General features: G+C 70.9%; 16 protein-coding genes. 8 read left to right on the forward strand and 8 right to left on the reverse strand.

The window, feature by feature from the left end:
• Positions 1-30: 30 nt before the first annotated feature.
• The gene (locus tag IE318_RS28220) at positions 31-651 is read right to left on the reverse strand and encodes a TetR/AcrR family transcriptional regulator (RefSeq protein ID WP_189904816.1); all 621 of its coding nucleotides are present in this window, start codon (positions 649-651) and stop codon (positions 31-33) included.
• 293 nt (positions 652-944) lie between these two features.
• Between IE318_RS28220 and IE318_RS28225 the strand changes: the two genes are divergently transcribed.
• The 4 genes from IE318_RS28225 to IE318_RS28240 all read left to right on the forward strand — a co-directional run bounded on the left by IE318_RS28225 (position 945) and on the right by IE318_RS28240 (position 5,265).
• Entirely contained in the window at positions 945-1,919 is a 975-nt protein-coding gene (locus IE318_RS28225) for a tetratricopeptide repeat protein (RefSeq protein WP_189904818.1), read from the forward strand.
• Positions 1,920-2,571: 652 nt separating this feature from the next.
• A complete protein-coding gene (locus IE318_RS28230; RefSeq protein WP_189904820.1) occupies positions 2,572-3,204 on the forward strand; it encodes a DUF6230 family protein in 633 nt (210 codons plus the stop codon).
• A 128-nt stretch (positions 3,205-3,332) separates the two neighbouring features.
• Positions 3,333-3,884, forward strand: a complete 552-nt coding sequence (locus tag IE318_RS28235) for a DUF6114 domain-containing protein (protein ID WP_189904822.1) — start codon at positions 3,333-3,335, stop codon at positions 3,882-3,884.
• Positions 3,874-5,265: a hypothetical protein gene (locus IE318_RS28240; protein ID WP_189904824.1), complete on the forward strand. Its 1,392-nt coding sequence runs from the start codon at positions 3,874-3,876 to the stop codon at positions 5,263-5,265. Before IE318_RS28235 ends, IE318_RS28240 begins: the two co-directional genes overlap by 11 nt.
• A gap of 102 nt (positions 5,266-5,367) precedes the next feature.
• Here the strand turns inward: IE318_RS28240 and pyk are convergent, their stop codons facing one another.
• The 3 genes from pyk to pta all read right to left on the reverse strand — a co-directional run bounded on the left by pyk (position 5,368) and on the right by pta (position 10,291).
• Entirely contained in the window at positions 5,368-6,798 is a 1,431-nt protein-coding gene (gene pyk, locus IE318_RS28245) for a pyruvate kinase (RefSeq protein WP_189904825.1), read from the reverse strand.
• Positions 6,799-6,907: 109 nt separating this feature from the next.
• Positions 6,908-8,125: an acetate kinase gene (locus IE318_RS28250; RefSeq protein ID WP_189904827.1), complete on the reverse strand. Its 1,218-nt coding sequence runs from the start codon at positions 8,123-8,125 to the stop codon at positions 6,908-6,910.
• 36 nt (positions 8,126-8,161) lie between these two features.
• Positions 8,162-10,291, reverse strand: coding sequence for a phosphate acetyltransferase (pta, locus tag IE318_RS28255; RefSeq protein ID WP_189904829.1), 2,130 nt, complete (start codon positions 10,289-10,291; stop codon positions 8,162-8,164).
• Positions 10,292-10,539: 248 nt separating this feature from the next.
• Here pta and IE318_RS28260 point away from each other — a divergent pair, with 248 nt between their 5' ends.
• Positions 10,540-11,565: an ATP-dependent 6-phosphofructokinase gene (locus tag IE318_RS28260; protein ID WP_030170072.1), complete on the forward strand. Its 1,026-nt coding sequence runs from the start codon at positions 10,540-10,542 to the stop codon at positions 11,563-11,565.
• Here the strand turns inward: IE318_RS28260 and IE318_RS28265 are convergent.
• The 3 genes from IE318_RS28265 to IE318_RS28275 all read right to left on the reverse strand — a co-directional run bounded on the left by IE318_RS28265 (position 11,562) and on the right by IE318_RS28275 (position 14,891).
• On the reverse strand, positions 11,562-12,272 hold the full coding sequence (locus tag IE318_RS28265) for a helix-turn-helix domain-containing protein (protein ID WP_030170068.1): 711 nt from the start codon (positions 12,270-12,272) through the stop codon (positions 11,562-11,564). The genes IE318_RS28260 and IE318_RS28265 overlap by 4 nt on opposite strands.
• 157 nt (positions 12,273-12,429) lie before the next feature.
• Complete coding sequence (locus IE318_RS28270) at positions 12,430-13,134, reverse strand: response regulator (RefSeq protein WP_189904831.1); 705 nt, start codon at positions 13,132-13,134, stop codon at positions 12,430-12,432.
• On the reverse strand, positions 13,131-14,891 hold the full coding sequence (locus tag IE318_RS28275) for a sensor histidine kinase (protein WP_189904833.1): 1,761 nt from the start codon (positions 14,889-14,891) through the stop codon (positions 13,131-13,133). The genes IE318_RS28270 and IE318_RS28275 overlap by 4 nt, the downstream gene beginning before the upstream one ends.
• A 152-nt stretch (positions 14,892-15,043) precedes the next feature.
• Here IE318_RS28275 and IE318_RS28280 point away from each other — a divergent pair, with 152 nt between their 5' ends.
• A complete protein-coding gene (locus IE318_RS28280) occupies positions 15,044-16,453 on the forward strand; it encodes a cation:dicarboxylate symporter family transporter (RefSeq protein WP_189904835.1) in 1,410 nt (469 codons plus the stop codon).
• Between the two features lie 172 nt (positions 16,454-16,625).
• Here IE318_RS28280 and IE318_RS28285 read toward each other — a convergent pair whose 3' ends face one another.
• Positions 16,626-17,243, reverse strand: a complete 618-nt coding sequence (locus IE318_RS28285) for a TetR/AcrR family transcriptional regulator (protein ID WP_030170057.1) — start codon at positions 17,241-17,243, stop codon at positions 16,626-16,628.
• Between the two features lie 116 nt (positions 17,244-17,359).
• Here IE318_RS28285 and IE318_RS28290 point away from each other — a divergent pair, with 116 nt between their 5' ends.
• Both IE318_RS28290 and IE318_RS28295 read left to right on the forward strand, forming a co-directional pair.
• The gene (locus tag IE318_RS28290) at positions 17,360-19,039 is read left to right on the forward strand and encodes an MFS transporter (RefSeq protein ID WP_189904837.1); all 1,680 of its coding nucleotides are present in this window, start codon (positions 17,360-17,362) and stop codon (positions 19,037-19,039) included.
• Positions 19,040-19,140: 101 nt separating this feature from the next.
• Positions 19,141-19,905, forward strand: a complete 765-nt coding sequence (locus IE318_RS28295) for a DUF2127 domain-containing protein (protein ID WP_189904839.1) — start codon at positions 19,141-19,143, stop codon at positions 19,903-19,905.
• Positions 19,906-19,928: the final 23 nt, after the last annotated feature.

Consider the following 19,928-nt stretch of genomic DNA (forward strand, 5'->3'; position numbering starts at 1 on the left):
TCGCCCCCGCCGCCCCTGCCCTTCCCGTCCCTAGGGGGTACTTGACGACAGCCCGGTCAGAAGTACCCGCGTGAAGCTCCGCACCCACTCCTCGTCCGCCGGTTCCGCGCTGAACAGGGTGCGGTGGACGACCGCGCCCGCCACCACGTCGAAGATGAGGTCGGCGGTGCGGGAGGCCTCTTCGGGGTGCTCCTCGAGGGGGAGTTCGCCGCGGGCCTGGGCGCGGGCGCGGCCCTCGAGAACCAGCCGTTTCTGGCGCTCCACGATCGAGGCGCGGATACGTTCCCGCAGTGCTTCGTCGCGGGTCGACTCGGCGACGACGGCCATCAGGCCGCTCTTGGCCTCCGGGCGGGCCAGGATCGCCGCGAACTGCAGGACCACGCCCTCGATGTCGGCCGCGAGGCTGCCGCGGTCGGGCAGCCGGAGTTCGTCGAAGAGCTCGGCCACCGCGTCCACGACCAGTTCGTTCTTGCCCGCCCAGCGGCGGTACAGCGTGGTCTTCGCAACCCCGGCCCGCGTGGCGACGTCTCCCAGGGTGAGTTTGGACCAGCCGAGCTCCACCAGGGCCGCGCGGGTGGCGGCCAGGATCGCCGCGTCCGCGGCGGCGCTGCGCGGGCGGCCGGCACGGGTGGGCGAGGTGCGGCTCTGCATCCCATGACCATAACCGGACCGAAATCCGCCGTTCGTGAGCGGTCGTGAGGGAGATCACCGGGGCGCGGTTTCGCGAAGGCACCCCGTGCCATTACGCTACGGGTCGTAGCGTAAGCGTGGGCAGGCAGCCCACGTCCGAGCGACGACCACATCGCAGCACCACCGCACAGCAGTACAAAGCGGCATCACGCACCATCAAGCACACCGGCGCCCGGTGGGGACCAGGCGCCCGGAACGAACCGGCTTTCCCAGCCGTTTTCACTCAGGCACGTGGATCGGGGGAGGATAGACGCATGCAGCCACGGAACATGTCCATGAGCGGAGTCGTCGACCTCGCCGCGGTGAAGGCGGCCCAGGAGGCCAAGGCGAAGGCGGAGCAGGCGCGCGCCCAAGCCGCCCGGGAGGGCGGGGCAGGGGCCGTCGCCCCCGCCGATCTCGTCATCGACGTCGACGAGGCCACCTTCGAACGAGACGTCCTGCAGCGCTCCGCCGAGGTCCCGGTCGTCATCGACTTCTGGGCCGAGTGGTGCCAGCCCTGCAAGCAGCTGAGCCCGGTCCTGGAGCGGCTGGCCGTCGAGTACGACGGGCGCTTCCTCCTCGCCAAGATCGACGTGGACGCCAACCAGCTGCTCATGCAGCAGTTCGGGATCCAGGGAATCCCGGCGGTCTTCGCGGTGGTGGCCGGCCAGGCCCTGCCCCTGTTCCAGGGGGCCGCGGGCGAGGCCCAGATCCGGCAGACGCTGGACCAGTTGGTACAGGTCGCCGAGCAGCGCTTCGGCCTGACCGGCCTGACGGTCGACCCGAACGCCCAGCCGGGCGGCGCCGAGGAGGCCCCCCAGCCCAAGGAGGGTCCGTACGACTCGCTCCTGAACGCCGCCGCGCAGGCCCTGGACGCCGGTGACCTGGGCGGCGCCGTCCAGGCGTACAAGAACGTACTGGCGGACGACCCGGCCCACCCCGAGGCCAAACTGGGCCTCGCGCAGGCCGAGTTGCTCCAGCGAGTGCAGGGCATGGACCCGCAGAAGGTCCGTCAGGAGGCGGCCGAGAAGCCGGCCGACGTGGCCGCGCAGATCGCCGCCGCCGACCTGGACCTGGTGGGCGGCCATGTGGAGGACGCCTTCGGCCGGCTGATCGAGACCGTGCAGCGCACCGCCGGTGAGGACCGGGACGCGGCGCGGCTGAGGCTGCTGGAGCTGTTCGAGGTGGTCGGAGCCGAGGACCCCCGAGTGGCTGGGGCGCGCCGGGCGCTCGCGCGGGCGCTGTTCTGAGCCGTTCGGGAGCCCGTCGGCTGACCAGTCGCTAAACGCCAGGGCATGTGTTGCCCGAGTGAAAGATCTGCCGACGAACTGTCACAGCGGCCGCGCTTTACCAAAACTTGGTAATCGCGGCCGCTGTTACTGCGAGTAAGTCGAGGGCGTTGTTCTGCCCGTTTCCATCCAGTCATCAACAGTTTTGTCCCGGCCCTGGTTACCACCGAGTGTTGCTGTTCGGGACCGCTGTGTCGTCACGCGGTTATCCGGCCGTTACTAGCCAGTAACGAACCCCCTTGTGCGGGCGGCGAGAATGCACCACGATCGGCGACGCTCGGTCCATTCCCGTACCCCGGCAGCCGGCCGGGTCGCGGGATGTCTGGGTCCCCACCGAGCAGAGCCGGCGGCAGTGGCGCCGGCTCTTGGGCAGGGGGGTCTTCGTCCTTTCCGGCGAAGCCTGTCCAGAAAGGTTGTGCGTGATGCGTGTCAGGCGCGACCAGTGGTTGTCGCTCGGGGGTGATCGCCGGTGAGTTCGGGCGCGGTTCGCGCCTGACGAGCGCGGGCGCTCTCCTTCCCGAGGACGTAGCACTTCTCCCATCCCTGCCCGGCTCCAGCCGCCGACCCGGGGGCGAGCCGAGGCCAGGAGATGTACGTCCGAGAAGGAGGAAATATGGAGTCCCAGGTGCGTGGCGGGACCAGATGGAAGCGGTTCGCCGTCGTCATGGTGCCCAGCGTGGCCGCCACGGCGGCGATAGGCGTGGCCCTGGCGCAGGGTGCTCTCGCCGCGTCGTTCAGCGTCTCCGGCCAGTCGTTCAAGGTGTCGGCCGACAAGCTGGTCGGCACCGGGTTCGAGCAGTACGGCGCGATCGACCAGGGCTACACCCTGGACGGGCAGAAGACGGCACACCCGGTCGCGGTCTCGGCCTTCAAGAAGGCCTCGATCAACAACATGTGCCAGTCCGTCGTCACGCCGGACATCCCGCTGCTGGGCTCGGTGAGCCTGGTCCTGAAGGCGGGCGCCGACAAGCCGGTCGAGGCCGACAACCTCTACATCGACGTCGCCGACCTCAACGCCGACGCCACCTTCAACAACATCGACATCGGTGTGGCCGCCAAGGACGCCAACAAGGGTCCGGGCATGAAGGGCAACGGCGAGATGTCGAACCCGTACGGGTTCGCCCAGCAGGCCGACTCGGCCACGCTGACCGGCGTGAAGCAGACGGCGTGGGCGACCACCGCCGGAACCTTCAAGCTCAGTGGCCTGAAGATGTCGCTGAAGACGGGTACGCACGAGTGCTACTAGGCACTCGGTGACGGGCGGGGGAGCCGATGGCGCCCCCGCCCGTTCCACCTTCACCCGCTCCTTCACACACCCCCCACAGGCAGTACCACCCCTCACCACAGCAACGCCGCACCAGGGAGCTGTTTTCCATGAGCGCCGAAACTCCTGCCGTATCCGGCCAGTTCACCCGCCGGAGGCTGCAGTTCCGCGCCTGGCGGGGCACGCGACCGTTCTGGGCCGGTCTGTTCGTCCTGATCGCCGGCTTTCCGATCATGTACTTCCCGTACGCCCATCTCCAGCTCGGTCATCTGACCCTGGCGATGGCCACCACCGCGGGTGCCGGTTCCCTGATCATCGGCGTGCTGCTGGTCGTCCTGGGCATCAGCCTCTGGTTCCAGAAGCACATCCGGGTCTTCGCCGGTGTCGCGGCGATCCTGCTGGCGCTGGTGTCCCTCCCCGTGTCGAACTTCGGCGGCTTCGTCGTCGGCTTCCTGCTCGCGCTGATCGGCGGCGCGATGGCCGTGGCATGGGCACCGGGCCGCGCGCCCGCGCCGGAGGGTGCCGAGGAGAGCGGTCCGGCACGGGGCGGCGCCACCGAGGCCGCGCCCGGCCCGGCGGTGGACGGGATGAGCAACGAGTCGAACGACCTGTCAGGAACGAGCCCGGCCAACGGGGCGAACGGGAGGCACAGTGCCGGCTGACGAGGTGACCCACGGGACTGAGGTGGACGAGTCCCGTGTGAGAACCGGGCCGCGCCATGCGGCACCCAAGAAGCCGCTGTTCACCAGGTTCCACATGCCCGCAGGCAAGGCGATAGCCACGGTGGCGATGCCGACGGCCGTCCTCATGGGGATGGGCTTCACGTCCTCGCTCGCCCTGGCCGACAACAACAGCTCCACGTCCTCGCCGTCCAACACCCTGACGGCCGACGAGTACAAGGACTGCGTCGCGGCGCTGGACGGCGCCAAGGACACGTCCTCGGCCTCGCCCACGCCGTCGCCCTCCACGAGCGCCGGTGACTCCACCGAGGACGGCAAGACCGGCGACGGCAAGACCGGCGACGGCACGACGCAGCCGACCCCGTCGCCGTCCTCCTCCGCCGACGGCACGACGGACAAGTCGCCTTCGGACACGTCCTCTTCGTCGGATTCAGGTTCCGACGACAAGGCCGCGCCCGAGACGTCCACCTCCGGTTCGGGCTCCGCGGGCGGCGACACGGCCACGCCGTCGCCGTCGGCGACCTCGGGCAGCGGCGGCGGCCTGCTGGGCGCGATCGGCGACACGCTCGGGAACGTGCTGACCGGCGGGACGTCGGGCTCCGGTACGACCTCGGACGCCACGGCCACCCCGTCCGCCTCCGCCACGCCCTCGGCGAGCGCGACCAAGGACGCCTCCGGCTCGAGCGTCACCGACACGGTGAAGGACACCGTCAAGGACACCACCGGAAAGGTCACCGGCACCGTCGAGGACACCGTGAAGGGCGCCACCGACACGGCGTCCAAGGCGGCCGGGGACGTCACCGGGACGGTCAAGGACACCGTGAAGGACACCGTCGGCGCGGCCACCGCCTCGTCGAGCCCATCCGCGGGTTCCACCACCGACCCCGAGAACTGCCCGGCGGCCACCGACGCCCAGGGCGGCGTCGACAACACGGTGCCCCTGGCGGACGACCCCTGGTACCTGAACGCCAGCTCCCTGCTGCTCAAGGGCGCCGACTATCAGGGCGTCGTCGAGGTCAAGACCGCCAACGGCACGGTGAAGAAGGTTCTGAAGTACGTCATATCCGACGGCACGGACATCGGTGACCTGCACCAGACGGTGAACGACAAGCAGTCCGGCAAGACCTACCACGTGCAGGCGGCCAAGGGCTCGACGTCCACGATCCGCGGTGGCGACACGGTGATGTACACCGAGTCCATCTCCGGCAACCTGCTCGGTCTGATCCCGGTCACCTTCAGCCCGGACAGCCCGCCCCCGCTGAACATCCCCCTGATCTACTTCACCAACGTGAAGGTGGTCCAGGCGGCCCAGTTCGGCGGCAACCTGCACGTGCCCGGCATGCATGTGTACACGACCGACTGACGGTCACCAAAGCCCCTACGGGAGCCGCAACAGCTGAGGGCGCCCCCCGCCGCGAGGCGGGGGGCGCCCTCAGCGCCGTACGGAACCGAATCGTCCGCGCGGTCAGTCGCGCTCGCCGCCGCCCAGGTGGTGGACGCGGACCATGTTCGTGGTGCCCGGGACGCCGGGCGGGGAGCCGGCGGTGATGACCACGATGTCGCCCTCGTTGAACCGCTTGAGCTTGACCAGCTCCTGGTCGACCAGGTCGACCATCGCGTCGGTGCTGTTGACGAACGGCACGACGTGCGGCTCCACGCCCCAGCTGAGCGCCAGCTGGTTGCGGGTGGACTCGTCGGTGGTGAACGCCAGGATCGGCTGGGACGCACGGTAGCGGGACAGCCGGCGGGCGGTGTCGCCGGACTGGGTGAAGGCCACCAGGCCCTTGCCGCCGAGGAAGTCGGCGATCTCGGCGGCGGCACGGGCCACCGAACCGCCCTGGGTGCGCGGCTTCTTGCCCGGGACCAGCGGCTGCAGGCCCTTGGACAGCAGCTCCTCCTCGGCCGCCTGGACGATCTTCGACATCGTCTTGACGGTCTCGATCGGGTACGCGCCCACGCTCGACTCGGCCGAGAGCATCACCGCGTCGGCGCCGTCCAGGATCGCGTTGGCCACGTCGGAGGCCTCGGCGCGGGTCGGGCGGGAGTTGGTGATCATCGACTCCATCATCTGGGTCGCCACGATCACCGGCTTGGCGTTGCGCCGGCACAGCTCGATCAGGCGCTTCTGCACCATCGGGACCTTCTCGAGCGGGTACTCGACCGCCAGGTCACCGCGGGCCACCATCACGCCGTCGAACGCCATCACGACGTCCTGCATGTTCTCCACCGCCTGCGGCTTCTCCACCTTGGCGATGACCGGAACGCGACGGCCCTCCTCGTCCATGACCCGGTGGACGTCGGCGACGTCCTTGGCGTCCCGGACGAAGGACAGGGCGACCATGTCGCAGCCCATGCGCAGTGCGAAGCGCAGGTCCTCGACGTCCTTCTCGGACAGCGCGGGCACGTTCACGGCCGCGCCGGGCAGGTTGATGCCCTTGTGGTCGGAGACCACGCCGCCCTCGATGACGATCGTCCGCACCCGCGGGCCCTCGACGTCCAGGACCTTCAGCTCGACGTTGCCGTCGTTGATCAGGACCTGGTCGCCGCGCGAGACGTCGCCCGGCAGCCCCTTGTACGTCGTACCGCAGATCTGCTTGTCGCCCGGGACGTCCTCGGTGGTGATGGTGAACTCGTCACCTCGCTCCAGCTCCACCGGGCCCTCGGCGAAGGTCTCCAGACGGATCTTCGGGCCCTGCAGGTCGGCGAGGACGGCGATGGCCCGGCCGGTCTCCTTGGAGGCGGCGCGGACGCGGTCGTAGCGGCCCTGGTGCTCGGCGTGCGAGCCGTGGCTGAAGTTGAAGCGGGCCACGTTCATGCCGGCTTCGATCAGCGCGACGAGCTGCTCGTGGGAGTCGACCGCGGGGCCGAGAGTACAGACGATTTTCGAACGGCGCATGGGGCGATCCTATCGGTTTGTTTCGCTGCGGAATATTCCGTCTGGCGGAAAATACAAATGGGCGGGTCCGCGCTCAGGCGAGTGCCGGTCGAACGAGTGCCGAATGAATTCAGTTGTCTCGGTTGTCCTTTCCGACCAGTGCGTAGGTCTGGCTGGCGATCTCCATTTCCTCGTCCGTGGGAACCACGGCCACGGCCACCCGCGCGCCGTCGGGCGAGATCAGCCGCGCCTCGTCGCCGCGCACGGCGTTCCGCTCGCCGTCCACCGCGAGGCCCAGCCCCTCCAGGCCCGCGACGGCGGCGGCGCGCACGAAGTCCGCGTTCTCGCCCACCCCGGCGGTGAACGCGACCGCGTCCACGCTGCCGAGTACCGCGTAATACGCGCCGATGTACTTCTTCAGCCGATGGATGTAGATGTCGAAGGCGAGCCGCGCCTGCTCGTCGCCCTCGTCCATCCGGCGCCGTATCTCCCGCATGTCGTTGTCGCCGCACAGACCGAACAGACCGCTCCTCTTGTTGAGAAGAGTGTCGATCTCGTCCATGGACATTCCGCCAACCCGCTGCAAATGGAAGATGACGGCCGGATCCAGATCACCGGAACGCGTACCCATCACCAGCCCCTCCAGCGGGGTGAGCCCCATGGAGGTGTCCACGCACCTGCCGCCCCGCACCGCCGAGGCGGACGCCCCGTTGCCCAGGTGCAGCACGATCACGTTGACGTCCTCGGGAGCCTTGCCCAGCAGCTCGGCGGTCCTGCGGGAGACGTAGGCGTGCGAGGTGCCGTGGAAGCCGTAGCGGCGCACCCGGTACCGGTCCGCGAGCTTTGTCTCGATGGCGTAGCGGGCCGCGGGCTCCGGCATGGTGGTGTGGAAGGCCGTGTCGAAGACGGCGACCTGGGGCAGGTCGGGACGCAGCGCCATGGCGGTGCGGATGCCGGTGAGGTTGGCCGGGTTGTGCAGCGGGGCGACCGGGATCAGGCGCTCGATCTCGGTGAGTACGGCGTCGTCGACGACGGTCGGCTCGGTGAAGAACATGCCGCCGTGCACCACGCGGTGCCCGATCGCGGCCAGTTCGGACGAGTCCAGGCCCAGCCCGTCCTTGGCCAGCTCCTCGGCGACGGCCTTCAGGGCGGCGTCGTGGTCGGCGATGGGGCCGTTCTGCTCGCGGGTCTCCCCGGAGGCGACGCAGGTGTGCTTGAGCCGGGAGGTCTGCTCGCCGATGCGCTCGACCAGTCCGACGGCGAGGCGGCTCGCGTCGCGCATGTCGAGCAGCTGGTACTTCACCGAGGAGGAGCCGGAGTTGAGGACGAGGACGCGGGTCGCGTTCACGGTGTTCGAAAGCTCTCTGTGTGGGCGTCGTGGACGTCAGTGGGCGGGCTCGGCGGTGGCCGTCGTGGGCGCCGCGGGGCTCTGGGCCTGGGCCTGGATCGCGGTGATCGCGACGGTGTTGACGATGTCCTGCACCAGCGCGCCGCGGGACAGGTCGTTCACCGGCTTGCGCAGGCCCTGGAGCACCGGCCCGACCGCGATGGCGCCCGCCGAGCGCTGCACGGCCTTGTAGGTGTTGTTGCCGGTGTTCAGGTCCGGGAAGATCAGCACGGTGGCCTGCCCGGCGACCTCCGAGTCCGGCAGCTTGGTGGCGGCCACCGACGGCTCCACGGCCGCGTCGTACTGGATCGGACCCTCGATCATCAGGTCCGGGCGGCGCAGCCGCACCAGCTCGGTGGCCTCGCGCACCTTGTCCACGTCGGCGCCCGAGCCGGACGTACCGGTGGAGTACGACAGCATGGCGATCCGCGGCTCGACACCGAACCGGGCGGCGGTGGTCGCCGACTGGACGGCGATGTCGGCCAGCTGCTCGGCGTCCGGGTCCGGGTTGACCGCGCAGTCGCCGTAGACGAGCACCTTGTCGGCCAGGCACATGAAGAACACCGACGACACGATCGAGGCTCCCCCGGAGGAGGGACCCCCAGCCGTGGTCTTGATGATCTCGAAGGCCGGCCGGATGGTGGCGGCCGTGGAGTGCACCGACCCCGACACCATGCCGTCGGCCAGACCCTCCTGGACCATCAGCGTGCCGAAGTAGTTCACGTCGGAGACGACGTCGTACGCCAGCTCGACCGTGACGCCCTTGTGGGCGCGCAGCTGGGCGTACTTCTCGGCGAAGGCGTCCCGCAGCTCGGAGACGGCGGGGTCGATCAGCTGCGAGTCGCCGAGGTCGATGCCGAGGTCCGCGGCCTTCTTGCGGATGGTGTCCTCCGGACCGAGCAGCGTCAGGTCGCACACCCCGCGGCGCAGCAGCACCTCCGCCGCGTGCAGCACGCGCTCCTCGGTGCCCTCCGGCAGCACCACCCGCCGCTTGTCGGAGCGGGCCTGTTCGAGCAGCTTGTGCTCGAACATCATCGGGGTGACCCGGTCGCTGCTGGGCGCGGAGACCCGCTTGTTGAGGTCGGAGGTGTCGACGTAGCGCTCGAACAGGCCGAGCGCGGTCTCGGCCTTGCGCGGGGTGGCCGCGGTCAGCTTGCCCTCCAGGGAGAACAGCCGCTCGGCCGTCGGGAAGCTGTTGCCGGTGACCGAGACGACCGGGGTGCCCGGGGCGAGCCGGGCGGCCAGGGTGAGGATCTCCTCGCCCGGCTCCTCGTTCAGGGTGAGCAGGACGCCGGCGATCGGCGGGGTGCCGGCGCTGTGCGCGGCGAGCGAGCCGACGACCAGGTCGGCGCGGTCGCCGGGGGTGACGACCAGGCAGCCGGGGGTCAGGGCCTTGAGGAGGTTGGGCAGCATGGCGCCGCCGAAGACGAAGTCGAGCGCGTCCCGGGACAGCCCCGCGTCGTCGCCCAGCAGCACCTTGCCGTCCAGGACCTGGGTGATCTGCGCGACGGTCGGCGCGGACAGGGCGGGCTCGTCGGGCACCACCCAGCAGGGCACGGGTAGCCGGCCGGCCAGCCGCCCGGCTATCTCGTCGCGGTCCTCGCGGGCCACCCGGTTGGTGACCATGGCCAGCACGTCGCAGCCGAGGCCGTCGTAGGCGCGGTAGGCGTTGCGGGTCTCGGCGAGCACGGACTCCGCGGTCTGCCGGCGCCCGCCCACGACCGGGAGTACGGAGGCGCCGAACTCGTTGGCGAGCCGGGCGTTCAGCGACAGCTCGTCCGGCAGCTGGGTGTCGGCGAAGTCGGTGCCCAGCACCAGCACCACGTCGTAGTCCCGGGCCACCCGGTGGAAGCGGTCGACGAGCACGGACACCAGCTCGTCGGTGCCCTGCTCGGCCTGGAGCGCGGACGCCTCCTGGTAGTCCAGGCCGTAGACGGTCGCGGGGTCCTGGGCCAGCCGGTAGCGGGAACGCAGCAGTTCGAAGAGGCGGTCCGGACCGTCGTGGACGAGCGGGCGGAAGACGCCCACCCGGTCGACCTGCCGGGTCAGCAGCTCCATGACTCCCAGCTCGACGACCTGGCGGCCGTCACCGCGGTCGATGCCGGTCACGTACACGCTGCGGGTCACGCGGGCTCTCCGTTTCATCAGGTACGTCGTGGTGGTCGTTCATCGGGTACGTCGAGATGGTCGGCTTCATCGAGAGTGTGCCGATGTGTCGCCCAAGTGGGCAAAAAAACGCCCGCCGGGGGGAGCGGAACCCTCTTGACAATACCCCCGCCGATAGATAAGGCGCCCGTCAAGACCGAGCAGCCTCCCGTTCGTGAAACAATCGGACAGGATCACCGGTGTCAACAGCGAGCAGGAGACACAGCACGATGCGTATCGGAGTTCTCACGGCAGGCGGCGACTGTCCGGGACTGAACGCGGTGATCCGGTCGGTCGTGCACCGAGCGGTCACGATGTACGGCGACGAGGTCATCGGTTTCGAGGACGGCTACGCGGGTCTGCTCGACGGCCGCTACCGCGAGCTCGACCTCAACGCGGTCGGCGGCATCCTCGCCCGCGGCGGGACCATCCTCGGCTCCTCCCGACTGGAGCGCGACCGGCTCCGCGAGGCCTGCGAGAACGCCTCCGACATGATCCACCGGTTCGGCATCGACGCGCTCATCCCGATCGGCGGCGAGGGCACGCTGACCGCGGCCCGCATGCTCTCCGACGCCGGCCTCCCGGTCGTCGGCGTTCCCAAGACCATCGACAACGACATCTCCTCCACCGACCGCACCTTCGGCTTCGACACCGCCGTCGGCGTCGCGACGGAGGCGATGGACCGGCTGAAGACCACGGCCGAGTCCCACCAGCGCGTGATGGTCGTCGAGGTCATGGGCCGGCACGCGGGCTGGATCGCCCTGGAGTCCGGCATGGCCGCCGGCGCCCACGGCATCTGCCTGCCCGAGCGCCCCTTCGACCCCGCCGATCTGGTCAAGATGGTCGAGGAGCGCTTCGCCCGCGGCAAGAAGTTCGCCGTGATCTGCGTCGCCGAGGGCGCCCACCCCGTCGAGGGCAGCATGGACTACGGCAAGGGCGAGATCGACAAGTTCGGCCACGAGCGCTTCCAGGGCATCGGCACGGCGCTGGCCTACGAGCTGGAGAAGCGGCTCGGCAAGGAGGCCAAGCCGGTCATCCTCGGCCACGTCCAGCGCGGCGGCGTGCCCACCGCCTACGACCGTGTCCTCGCCACCCGCTTCGGCTGGCACGCGGTGGAGGCCGCGCACCGCGGCGAGTTCGGCCACATGACCGCGCTGCGCGGCACCGACGTCGTGATGGTGCCGCTGGCGCAGGCCGTGACCGAGCTGAAGACGGTCCCCAAGGACCGGATGGACGAGGCGGAGTCGGTCTTCTAGCCGTACGGGCCGGCCTTGGCCCAGAACCGCTCCACGATCCGCTCCAGGAAGTCGCGCCCGGCGTCGCCCGCCTGGTCGGCGGCGCCGTTCCCGCCCCAGCTGAGCGAGGCGACCATCTGCCCCTGGTAGTCCTGGTGCAGCTCCTGGAGCACCTTCTCCAGCACGTGCCGCTCCAGGGGCACCACCTTGCCCACCGGACGGACGTAGGCCTGCCAGCGGGTGTCGACGGCGCTGCGCAGCAGCTCGGCGAGTCTGCCCTCGCGTCCGGTGACGGCGACGAAGTCGGGCAGGGACAGCTCGAGCACTCCCGCGAGCGCGGCGGACTGCCGCTCGGTGCCGCTGAAGTCGTCGCGGTCCTCCATCCGCAGATAGCGCGACAGCTCGAGCCCGACCGCGCGGGCCACGTCCTCCGGCGGCAGCCCGCGCGCGATGCGGTGCTCGCGCAGGGTGCGCGGCCTGCCGATCAGCTCGCCCGGCGCGCACCACAGCACACCGGCGAGCGCGGTCAGCTCCGGGCCGGACGGTGAGGCGATCCCGCGTTCCCAGGCGGTGACGAGGTCGGGGGTGACGTAGGGCAGCCCGTAGGAGACCCGCATCCCGTGGGCGACATGTTCGGGCCCCATCCCGAGCGCGGCACGAAGCCGCCGCGCGGCCGGGGCGTTGAACGGCGGAGCGGCGGACGAACTGGGCTGATCGGGTCGGCGCACGCCCACAAGCTAGGGTCCCGCGACCCCCATGACCACGGTCCGTTCCCACAGGATCACAGCTTGTACGAAGCTACGGTTCCGTAGGTTCCGCGCCACCGTCCGCGTCGCGGCAGTCGCGGCAGGCAGTCGCAGCAGTCGCGGCACCGGACGCGCTCGGCTACCGGCTCGCCGCACCCCCCGGCACCCACCGGTACACCAGCTCCGGCCTGCCCACCTGCCCGTACAGCGGGCGCCGCGCGGCCCGCCCCGTGTCCACCAGGTGCTCCAGATAGCGGCGGGCCGTGATCCGGGAGATGCCCACCTCCTCGGCGACCCCGGCCGCCGTGAGTCCCTCCTCCGCCGTGCGCAGCGCGCCGGTCACACGCTCCAGCGTCGGAGCGCTCAGCCCCTTGGGCAGGGCGGCGGGGCCCGGGGCGCGCAGCACCGCGAGCGCACGGTCCACCTCGTCCTGGCCGCTGGCCTCGCCGACCGCCGCGTGGAACTCGGCGTAGCGGACCAGACGGTCCCGCAGGGTCGCGAAGGTGAACGGCTTCAGGACGTACTGGACCACGCCCAGCGAGACCCCCTCGCGCACCATCGCCAGGTCCCGGGCCGAGGTCACCGCGATCACGTCCGCGTGATGGCCGGCGGCCCGCAGGGAGCGGGCCAGCTGGAGCCCGTGCACGTCCGGCAGGTGCAGATCGAGCAGCAGCAGGTCCACCGGGGTCCGCTCCAGCACCCGCCGGGCCTCCGCACCCGTGTGCGCCTTGCCGACCGCGACGAACCCGGGCACCCGCCCCACGTACATCACATGCGCGTCCGCCGCGACCGGATCGTCCTCGACCACCAGCACACGGATCGGCGCACCGTCGCTGTCCGTCATCCGCGTCCCCCGTCCCCGCCTCGGTGCCCGGCCCCGACCTCGGACCCCGCCCCGACCTCGGTTCCGGACCCGGACGCGCCCCGGGCCCCCGCCCCGGCGGCCCCGATCCCGCCGGCCGCCCGTTCCTCCGGGCTGTCTCCCAAGGGCAGTCGGGCCTCGAACACCGCGCCGCCGCTCTCGGCCTCCGTCACCGTCAGTGTTCCTCCGTGGCGGTGGACCGCCTGCCGTACCAGGGCGAGTCCCAGACCGCGGCCGCCGGACCCCGTCGGCTTGGTGGAGAAGCCGCGCTGGAAGACCAGGTCGGCGTGCGCGGGGTCCACCCCGGGGCCGGTGTCCGCGACCCGCAGGACCAGCTCGGCGTTCTCGGCGCACGCCGTCACCGTCACGGTCACGCGCGGCCGTACGCCGCTCTGGACCCCCTGGGTGGCGTCCACCGCGTTGTCGATGAGGTTGCCGAGGATCGTCACCAGGTCCCGGGACGGCAGGCTCTCGGGGAGCAGGCCGTCGTCCAGGCCGCTGTCCTCGGACACCACCAGCTCCACGCCCCGCTCGTTGGCCTGCGCGGTCTTGCCGAGCAGCAGCGCGGCCAGCACCGGCTCGCTCACGGCCGCCACCACCTGGTCGGTCAGCGCCTGCGCCAGCTCCAGCTCCGCCGTGGCGAACCCGACCGCCTCCTCGGCGCGGCCCAGCTCGATCAGCGACACCACCGTGTGCAGCCGGTTCGCCGCCTCGTGCGCCTGGGAGCGCAGCGCCTGCGTGAAACCGCGCTCGGAGTCCAGTTCGCCCATCAGCGACTGCAGCTCGGTGACATCGCGCAGGGTCACCACCGTGCCCCGGCGCTCACCGCCCGACACCGGCGAGGTGTTCACCACCAGCACGCGCGAGTCGGTCAGATGCACCTCGTCCACCCGCGGCTCCGAGGCCAGCAGCGCGCCCGTCAGCGGGGCCGGCAGGCCGAGGTCCGCCACCGACCTGCCCACCACGTCCGCCTCACCGGCCTCGCCGCCCACTCCGAGCAGCTCCCGCCCGCCGTCGTTGATCAGCGCCACCCGGTACTGCGCGTCCAGCATCAGCAGTCCCTCACGCACCGCGTGCAGCGCGGCCTGATGGTAGTCGTGCATCCGGCTGAGCTCCTCGGCGTTCATCCCGTGGGTGTGCCGGCGCAGCCGCGCGTTGATGACGTACGTGGCGAGCGCGCCGAGCGCGAGGATGCCGGCCGCGACCCCGAACAGGGCGGTGACCTGCTCCTGGATCCGCTGGCTGATCGCCTCGACCTTGATGCCGGCGCTGACCAGGCCGATGACGTGCCCGCCGTCCTCGACGGGCGTGACCGCCCGGACGGACGGGCCGAGGGTGCCGGTGTAGGTCTCGGTGAAGGTCCCGCCGTGCTGGGCGGGCGCGATCGTGCCGATGAAGGGCTTGCCGATTTGCTTCGGGTCCACGTGGGTCCAACGGATGCCCTGCGGGCTCATGATCGTGACGAAGTCGACGCCGGTGTCCTGCTGCACCTTCAGCGAGTACGGCTGGAGTTCCGCGGTCGGGTTCGGGGTGCGGATCGCGGACCGTACCGAGGGGGAGTCGGCGATCGAACGGGCCACCGCCGTCGCCTGCCGGCGGGCCGCGCTCTCGGCCTGGCCGCGGTCGCTGACGAAGGTGAACAGCGCATATCCGGCCACGACGAGCGCCAGCAGCACGGCCTGCATGGCGAAGAGCTGGCCCGCCAGGCTGCGAGGTCTCGAAGGGACGGGTATGCGCATGCCGTCAGTCTGCCTCTCCGTTCTGGCGTGAACTAAATGAACGGAAGGGTGACCGCCCTCACATGACAGGAGATAGTCGCCGCATCCCCGAAAACCCCCGGACGTGAGCCGCACGCCGGTGATGCCGACGACGTCGTCAAGGAGGGCCGCTCGTGAGCAGCGCAGCCGATACGGCACCTGCCGCACCCGCCGCAGGACCCGGTCCCGCAGCAAAGCGGGACCGCACCCACTATCTCTACATAGCCGTGATCGCCGCGGTGGTCCTCGGCGTGATCGTCGGGTTCGCCGCACCGGACTTCGCCAAGGAGCTCAAGCCGCTCGGCACGGGCTTCGTGAACCTGATCAAGATGATGATCTCCCCGATCATCTTCTGCACGATCGTGCTCGGCGTCGGTTCGGTGCGCAAGGCCGCCAAGGTCGGCAAGGTGGGCGGGCTCGCCCTCGGCTACTTCATCGCCATGTCGTTCGTGGCGCTGGCCATCGGCCTGGTCGTCGGCAACATCGTGCACCCGGGCAGCGGCATGCACCTCACCGAGGCCGTGAAGGGCGTGGGCCACGCACAGGCGGATGCCGCGAAGGAGGGCCCGGTCGACTTCGTGCTCGGGATCATCCCGACCACGCTGGTGTCGTCCTTCACCGAGGGCCAGGTGCTCCAGACGCTGCTGGTCGCGCTCCTCGTCGGTTTCGCGCTGCAGGCCATGGGCCGCAAGGGCGAGCCGATCCTGCGCGGGGTGGAGCACATCCAGCGGCTGGTCTTCCGCGTGCTCGCCATGATCATGTGGGCCGCCCCGGTCGGCGCCTTCGGCGCCATGGCCGCCGTCGTCGGCGAGACGGGCGTCGACGCCCTGAAGGCACTCGCCACGATCATGCTGGGCTTCTACGTCACCTGTCTGCTCTTCGTGCTCGTGGTGCTCGGCGCGATGACCCGCCTGGTCGCCGGCGTCAACATCTTCCAGCTGCTGAAGTACCTGGGCCGCGAGTTCCTGCTGATCCTGTCCACCTCGTCGTCGGAGTCGGCGCTGCCCCGGCTGATCGCCAAGATGGAGCACCTGGGCGTGAGCCGCCCGGTCGTCGGCATCACCGTGCCGACCGGCTACTCCTTCAACCTCGACGGCACCATGATCTACCTGACCATGGCGTCCCTCTTCATCGCCGACGCCATGGACCAGCCGCTCTCCATCGGCCAGCAGATCACCCTGCTGCTGTTCATGATGATCGCCTCCAAGGGCGCCGCCGGTGTCACCGGCGCCGGCCTGGCGACCCTGGCCGGTGCCCTGCAGTCCCACAAGCCCGCCCTGGTCGACGGCGTCGGCCTGATCGTCGGCATCGACCGGTTCATGAGCGAGGCCCGTGCCCTGACCAACTTCGCGGGCAACGCCGTCGCCACCCTGCTGATCGGCACCTGGACCGGCGAGGTCGACAAGGACCGGGTGCGGCGGGTGCTCGCCGGCGACCTGCCCTTCGACGAGCGGACCCTGCTGGACGACTCCGCGGGCGACGACGCCCGGACGGACGTGCCGGAGCAGCGCGAGGGCGGCGAGAAGGAGCTGGCCAAGGCCTGACACCGATACGCCCTGCCGATCCTCTGCTTCGGATGCCCGGCTCCGCCTGAACCCGGGCCGGGCATCCGTCGACAACGAAATACCGCCGAGCGGCCGCGCCCCCTCCCCGGGGGCCGGCCGCTCGGCTCTTTTCGTGCCCCGGCGAACCAGCCCGCGCGTGCCGGTCAGCCGGTCAGTCGCCGATCTTCTCCACCAGCGCGCCCGCGAGCGCGGCCGGCACCCCCGCCGACGTCAGTACCGTGACCGCCGCCGAACGCCCCGCCTCCCGCGCCGCCAGCAGGCCGTCGTTCACGGCCTCCATCAGGGCGAACAGGATCTGCTCGTGGACGTAGGCGAGGGCCGGCGCGGGCAGCGGGGAGCTGAAGGCGCCCCGGTCCAGGCCGCGCCGGAGCAGGTCCGCGCAGCTCTCCCGGACCGGGGTCAGCCGCTCGCGGATGCCCTGCGTGGTGACCGTGCGCTGGGCGAGCGCCACCAGCAGGCGGTAGCGGTCGGCGATGTGCCAGATCGCCAGCACCGAGCGGGCCAGCGCCTCCGCCGGTTCCTCCACGCCTTCGCGGCCCGCCGCGTGCGCCTCGGCGAGCGCCTGCACCGCGTCGTCGACGAGCGTGCTGATCAGCGCCTCGCGGCTGGGGAAGTGGCCGTACACCGTGCGCCGTACGACACCCGCGGCGCGCGCGATCTGGTCCATGGACGCGTCGGGGTCGCGCAGCAGCTCGGCGAGAGCGACGTCGAGGATGCGGCGCCGGTTCGCGTCGGCGCGGCTGGTGTTACCCGTGGTCATGGCTGACATTGTGCCCTCCTCCCGACTTGCATAGCGCTGTGCAAGAGGCGTACATTGCACATCGTTGTGCAACTGCACACCACTGTGCAAGTCTCGTCGCGCATCCGAGGAAGGCGACCCCTGCCATGCGACTCGTCATCAACGAACCGGTCGAACGGACGAACCGGCCCTACGCCCGGCGCTGGTGGGCGCTCCTCGTGCTCTGCCTCAGCCTGCTGATCATCGTGATGGCCAACACCGCCCTCACCGTCGCCGCGCCCGACATGACCCGGGACCTGGGCCTGTCCGGCGCGGACCTCCAGTGGGTGATCGACGGCTACACCGTCCCGTACGCGGCGCTGATGCTGCTGCTCGGCGCGATAGGCGACAAATACAGCCGGCGCGGAGCGCTCGTCCTCGGCCTGGTCGTGTTCGGCGGCGGCGCCGTCTTCGGCTCCCTCGCCGACAGTGCCGCCACCGTCATCGCGGCCCGCGCGGTCATGGGCGTCGGCGCCGCACTGATCATGCCCGCCACGCTCTCCCTGCTCGCCGCGACCTTCCCGCGCGCCGAACGCGCCAAGGCGATCACCCTGTGGACCGCCACCGCCGGCCTCGCGATCGCGGCCGGCCCGGTCGTCGCGGGCGCCCTGCTCAAGAACCACGGCTGGGCGTCGACCTTCCTGATCAACGTGCCGATCGCCGCCGTGGCCCTGGTGGCCGCCTTCGCGCTCGTCCCGCCCTCCCGGGCCGGCCACCACGAACGGATCGACTACGTCGGCGGCCTGCTGTCGGTGCTCTGGACCGGCTCGCTCGTCTACATGATCATTGAGGGCCCGCACTTCGGCTGGAACGCCAAGGCGGTCACGGCCGCGGCGGTGGCGGGCGCGGGCCTGCTGGCCTTCGTCCTGTGGGAACTGCGCCACCCGCGCCCCATCCTCGACGTACGCCGCTTCACCGCCCGCCGCTTCGCGGGCTCCAACCTCGCCGTCGCCCTGTTCTTCCTGGCCGTCTTCGGCGCCTTCTACTACCTCACCCAGCACCTGCAGTTCGTCCTCGGCTACGACGCCCTGGCCACCGGCCTGCGCATGCTGCCGCTGGCGGGCGCGGTCTTCGCCGGCTCGGCCCTGACCGGCTACCTCACCCCGCGCGTCGGCATGCGGTGGACGGTCACCGCCGGCATGGCCGGCGGCACCGCCGCGCTGGCGCTGCTGACCCAGGTGGACGGCTCCTCCTCGTACGGCGACTTCGTGGCGCCCCTGGTGATCCTGGGCCTGGCGATCGGCCTCGCCCTCTCGCCCTGCACCGACGCCATCATGGGCGCCTTCCCGGAATCCGAGCTGGGCGTCGGCGGCGCCGTCAACGACACCTCGCTCGAGCTGGGCGGCTCCCTCGGCATCGCGATCCTCGGTTCGCTGCTGTCGACGTCGTACTCCCACCACCTCTCCGACGCCACCGCCGGCACCGGGCTCCCGGCGAGCGCCCTGTCCACCGCCCAGGACTCGGTCGGCGCCGGATACGCCGTGGCCCAGGGCATCGGCGACAAGGCCCGGCACCTCGCCGCCCAGGCCGCCCAGGCCACCGACCCCCAGCAGGCCGCCCAGCTGAAGGCCCAGGCCGGGCAGCTCGCCCAGGGTGCCGGGCGGATGCGGGACGCGGTCGGCTCGTCCTTCGCCGACGCGGTCGCCCACACCAGCCTGGTCGGCGCGGTGATCCTCGGCCTCGGCACGCTGGCCGTCGCCCTGCTGCTGCCGCGCGGCACCGCCCGCGCGGCCCAGCCGGCGGAGGAAGTGAAGGAGCTGGTGGAAAGCGGTGCCAGTGTGAACTGAAAGCCCCCTGGCCGACGTCTCTCACCGTGATGCACTACCGTGCCGTGCCGGATCGACCGGCGCGGCACGGCCGCGCGAGCACGTAGATGGAGGCACGGGGGATGGCGATCGACTGGAACCGGCGGACCTGCGCCCGCAAGGGCCATGTGACCTACGCGCCCGACGACCCCCGGCTGCGCATCCGGCTGCACGCCGACACCGCGCTCGGTGAGGTCTGGCGCTGTCTGCGCTGCGGCGACTTCGTGCTCGGGGAGCCGCACGGCTCCGGCCCGGCCGCGAACGCCCCGCTGGTGCCGCGCGGCAAGGTGCTGCGGGATCTGTTCATCCTGCGCTTCCTCGCGATCGAGCGGGCCGTGCGTGGAGTGTTCATCGTGCTGGTCGCGGTAGCAGTGTGGAAATTCAGCAACAGTCAGGACGCCGTACGCCGACTGTTCAACGAGTACCTGGACGTCTTCCGGCCCGTCTTCCGGCACTTCCACTACGACCTCGACCACTCGCCTGTCGTCGGCACCATCCAGAAGACCTTCGGCTACAAGCACTCCACCCTGCTCGTGGTGGCCGGGCTTTTGCTGGCCTACTCGCTGATCGAACTGATCGAGGCGGTCGGCCTGTGGTACGCCAAGCGCTGGGCGGAGTACCTGACGGTGGTCGCCACCGCCGCGTTCCTCCCGCTGGAGATCTACGAACTCACCGAGCACATCAGCGCGGTCAAGATCGCCACCCTCGCCCTCAACATCCTCGCCGTCCTCTACATCGCGGTCGCCAAGCGCCTCTTCGGCCTGCGCGGCGGCCGCCGGGCCTTCGACGAGGAGCGCCGCAGCGCCTCCCTGCTGGAGGTGGAGGAGTCGGCGGGCGTGCTGGTCTGAGCGGTCCACGATCGCTCGCGCTT

It is taken from the genome of Streptomyces spiralis (assembly GCF_014654675.1).
Taxonomy (GTDB): Bacteria; Actinomycetota; Actinomycetes; order Streptomycetales; family Streptomycetaceae; genus Streptomyces; species Streptomyces spiralis.

Bases quoted from the DNA above. Each gene is read 5' to 3' on its own strand.
- IE318_RS28220 (WP_189904816.1), bottom strand. From the start codon at position 651: ATGCAGAGCCGCACCTCGCCCACCCGTGCCGGCCGCCCGCGCAGCGCC.
- IE318_RS28225 (WP_189904818.1), top strand. From the start codon at position 945: ATGCAGCCACGGAACATGTCCATGAGCGGAGTCGTCGACCTCGCCGCG.
- IE318_RS28230 (WP_189904820.1), top strand. From the start codon at position 2,572: ATGGAGTCCCAGGTGCGTGGCGGGACCAGATGGAAGCGGTTCGCCGTC.
- IE318_RS28235 (WP_189904822.1), top strand. From the start codon at position 3,333: ATGAGCGCCGAAACTCCTGCCGTATCCGGCCAGTTCACCCGCCGGAGG.
- pyk (WP_189904825.1), bottom strand. From the start codon at position 6,798: ATGCGCCGTTCGAAAATCGTCTGTACTCTCGGCCCCGCGGTCGACTCC.
- IE318_RS28260 (WP_030170072.1), top strand. From the start codon at position 10,540: ATGCGTATCGGAGTTCTCACGGCAGGCGGCGACTGTCCGGGACTGAAC.
- IE318_RS28270 (WP_189904831.1), bottom strand. From the start codon at position 13,134: ATGACGGACAGCGACGGTGCGCCGATCCGTGTGCTGGTGGTCGAGGAC.
- IE318_RS28275 (WP_189904833.1), bottom strand. From the start codon at position 14,891: ATGCGCATACCCGTCCCTTCGAGACCTCGCAGCCTGGCGGGCCAGCTC.
- IE318_RS28285 (WP_030170057.1), bottom strand. From the start codon at position 17,243: ATGTCAGCCATGACCACGGGTAACACCAGCCGCGCCGACGCGAACCGG.
- IE318_RS28290 (WP_189904837.1), top strand. From the start codon at position 17,360: ATGCGACTCGTCATCAACGAACCGGTCGAACGGACGAACCGGCCCTAC.
- IE318_RS28295 (WP_189904839.1), top strand. From the start codon at position 19,141: ATGGCGATCGACTGGAACCGGCGGACCTGCGCCCGCAAGGGCCATGTG.